This window comes from uncultured Kiloniella sp. (genome assembly GCF_937128705.1).
Classification (GTDB): Bacteria; Pseudomonadota; Alphaproteobacteria; order Kiloniellales; family Kiloniellaceae; genus Kiloniella.
This window is the reverse complement of sequence record NZ_CAKZMP010000019.1, coordinates 1-3,450: the sequence shown is the minus strand read 5'-3', so window position 1 is coordinate 3,450 and position 3,450 is coordinate 1. Positions and strand designations below refer to the sequence as shown.

Below are 3,450 nucleotides of genomic sequence, written 5' to 3'. Positions count from 1 at the left end.
GGATGCGCTAAAGGCCGAATGGATGGCACTGATGAATAAGCAGCCGCGAATAGAAAGAGGGGCTGTGGATAGCGAAAATCTTCAGTACGATTTTATTCAACGAACAGAATGGATGCGTTATCCCGATAGCATTACTGTTCGCTTTATTTCGCTTGGCCCCACAACATCAACACTGGCGATCTATAGCCGCTCTCATTATGGGAAAGATGATTTTGGGGTAAATGAACAGCGGATAAAGAGTTGGCTATCCGAGCTGTAAGTCGGGCTATAAGCTTGGTTATAAGTTTGTCGGTTCGATTTTATGGGAGCCAGAAACAGGGAACCAGAAACAGGTTTAAATGATTCTTAATGCTTGGGCCATACGATCATATGTTTGGCAATCTATGGTTCGGGTTTTGGTATTTGAATTGCACAGGATCAAAATGAACTGACGCAGACCAGACTATACACAGAAATATGTGGCCATAGGAAAAACGTTTTGGGAAAGGAACGTTATGAGCATGTTTTTCGGTTTTCTGTTTAAGAAAACAAAACGATTAGCTGTTACACCTAAATTTGGATTTCGCACCAATGTCTGTGCATGTTTACTTGCGGCGACTATTTGGGGACACCCAGTTTATGCTGAAACGACAGCCCCTTCAAAAAGCCTGATTGATGATGCTGCGGTTGAAACGATTAAAGAGTGGCTTAAAAATGCAGTCGTCGAAATTTCTATTACCGCACAGAATAAAAAGTATGGTGCAATCTCTCAGAGTGAAGTGGATACCCTGGATAAGCAGTGGCGCGCAGAGCGGGATAAAGAAGATCAGCCACTGATCGCAACAACATTGAGTAGCCCGCTATCAAATTATCTTACACAAATTCAAGCCGGGTCCGGCGGGCTTTTTACTGAAATATTTATTATGGATGCTAAGGGGCTGAATGTTGGGCAATCAGCCATTACATCGGATTTTTGGCAAGGGGACGAGGCAAAGTTCAGCAAAACTTATCCAGAAGGACACGCCGCGATCTTTGTGGATGATCCTGAATTCCACGAGGCAACGAAGACATGGCGAACCCAGGTAAATCTAACAGTCTCTGATACTGGCAATAAGCCAATTGGTGCCGTTACTGTTGAATATAATCTAACTGAATTGGCGCGTCGGCGCGCGGGTAACTAACTTTCGGTACAGTTAGCCAATCCGTTCGACGAAGCCTAAAAGGATTTACCCCAAGAGGATTCACTAATGCAATTTTTCCGTAATTTAAAAATCGCGCATAAGCTCATTCTAAGTTTTTCTCTGCTTGTTGCTGTTACTCTTTTGATGGCAGTGGTTGCCTTCTCTGCGATCAATGATATCAAATCCGCTGATCAGGAAATTGAAAAAGCGAACAAGCTGGAGCTTGCCTTTAATCATTATAAAGAATCATTTTCTAATCAACGCCAGGGGTTGCTTTATTACCTGCTAACGGGAGATCGTTCCGGGTTACAGCAGTTTAATGATTTTGCACTCTCAACTGAAAAGTACTTTGCAGAATTAAAAACACTATCTGCTGGGCAAGATCAGGTAACAGGTTCGGTACAATTGTTGTCAGACCATTATCAGAACTGGGTCGATAAGTTTGCAAGTTCCCAAATTCAGTTGATGCGAAATTACCTCACGGTTAATCAGGCGCGAGCGATTGAAGTCTCGGGGTTGCCACAGGAAACAATTGCAGAATTTGATGCTGTGGCGTTAGAACTGAATAATCAGTTGAATCAAATTTCTATTGAGGCGGCTTCTGTCAAAGAAGGAGCATTTGGCAAGTTTACAATAACAATTATCGTCTCTATCTCGGTATTGGCTTTGGCGGCCATTTTCTTGGCCTTTACCCTTACCCAAGCAATTTCGACCCCGCTTAGTCGGATAACGCAAAAAATGAGTGAGCTAGCCAGCGGAGAGCTTGATATTGAAATTCAGGGTGCCAACCGTCAGGACGAAGTCGGCGGCATGGCAAGGGCTGTTGAGGTGTTTAAAGAAAATGCTATTGAGCAACGCGAAATGCGTTCATTGGAAGAAGCCAAGCAAGAAACGGAAAGAAAACGCCATGAAAGCATGGAGCGTTTAACGAGAGAGTTTGATGCAACAATGGGGAGCGGTTTAGAAGTGGTCTCCAAATCAGTTTTAGACGTTTCTCAATCTGCGACAACAATGGTTGGTAATGCAGCACAAACCGGAACCTTGTCCCAAGAAGCGTCGGGGGCGATCGAAGAGGCATCAGCAAACATTCAGACCGTTTCTGCGGCGACCACACAGTTGACGTCTTCTATTAGCGAAATTTCACGCCAGATGAACCAGACATCTGGGGCTTCACAGGCCGCTGTGACCGAAGTTGAGCAGGCCAATTCTAAGGTTGTGGAATTGAATGACGCAGCAAAAAGTATTGGTCAGGTCGTGCAAATCATTAGTGATATTGCCGAGCAGACCAATTTACTTGCTTTGAACGCAACCATTGAAGCAGCCCGAGCAGGTGATGCCGGAAAAGGCTTTGCCGTTGTGGCGAGTGAGGTCAAGCACCTTGCGACGCAAACGGGGCAGGCCACCGAGGAAATTGGCATTAAAGTAAATGAAATCCAAAACGAAACCGCCTCTGCTGCCGATGCCGTACTGGGTATTGGCGATACAATTCGCAAGATTGATGAACTGACAGGGGCAATTGCCAGTGCCGTCGAAGAACAAGGTGCCGCCACCAGCGAAATAGCCCGAAACGTGGAAGAGGCAGCGCAAGGGGCAAACGAAGTCGCCAGTGTTGTGCAAAAAGTTGCACAAGCGGCAGAAGAAACAGGTAAACTGGCAGAAAATCAGCAAAGTGTGATCGGTGAAATGGGCCGTAATAACGATGCGCTGAAACAAGATATCTCTATCTTCCTGACAGAGGTAAAAGCCTTGTAATTATTGCGATTAATATCGGAGACATAGTGTTTTTTCGAGAAAAGTTTATTGCTTTTTTCCTGACCTGTTTTTTCGCCCTGTCTGTCTGTTTAACGGCAGGCGCAGATGATATCGTCAAGCTAAGAACACACCTACATCCACCCTATCAGCTTTTGGATGATAAAGAGCTGACTGGAACAGGAGTGCAGGCCGTACGGTGTGTTTTTACGCAAATGGGACATCAATATCAGATTGCTTTATCCCCGCCGAACAGAAACCGTTACATGCTTGAAAGTGGAAAGATAGAAGGCCTTTTCCTTAGCATTCCAAATAGCGAGCTAAGTCGATCGGGAATTGCAACAGAGCCATTGGGTATCGAAAGGTGGAAGTTTTTCCGTCTCGCCGGACCATTAAATATTTCAAGGAAACCAGTCCCTGATCTAGATGATAGAATTGGCAGTGTTCTTGGATCAAATGAAGGAATTTGGCTGACACGGCGGCGATTGGAGAAAATGGCTTTTTCAAGTGACATGAAAAGTCTGATCAAAGTTCTGTTAAA

At 44.9% G+C, this 3,450-nt stretch carries 3 protein-coding genes and 1 pseudogene; all 4 read left to right on the top strand.

The genetic code is table 11. The annotated features are described in order from the left end of the window. On the top strand, positions 1–259 hold a 259-nt coding region (locus tag Q0241_RS01160), incomplete at its 5' end, for a DUF1499 domain-containing protein (RefSeq protein ID WP_299371789.1). 235 nt (positions 260–494) lie between these two features. After that, on the top strand, positions 495–1,160 hold the full coding sequence (locus tag Q0241_RS01155) for a hypothetical protein (RefSeq protein ID WP_299371787.1): 666 nt from the start codon (positions 495–497) through the stop codon (positions 1,158–1,160). A 66-nt stretch (positions 1,161–1,226) separates the two neighbouring features. Next, positions 1,227–2,912: a methyl-accepting chemotaxis protein gene (locus Q0241_RS01150; RefSeq protein ID WP_299371785.1), complete on the top strand. Its 1,686-nt coding sequence runs from the start codon at positions 1,227–1,229 to the stop codon at positions 2,910–2,912. 26 nt (positions 2,913–2,938) lie between these two features. Next, positions 2,939–3,450, top strand: a pseudogene (locus tag Q0241_RS01145) (hypothetical protein); the annotation flags it as partial.

What these genes read in the sequence shown, in the direction of transcription:
- Q0241_RS01155 (WP_299371787.1), top strand. Translation starts at nt 495, where the DNA reads ATGAGCATGTTTTTCGGTTTTCTGTTTAAGAAAACAAAACGATTAGCT.
- Q0241_RS01150 (WP_299371785.1), top strand. Translation starts at nt 1,227, where the DNA reads ATGCAATTTTTCCGTAATTTAAAAATCGCGCATAAGCTCATTCTAAGT.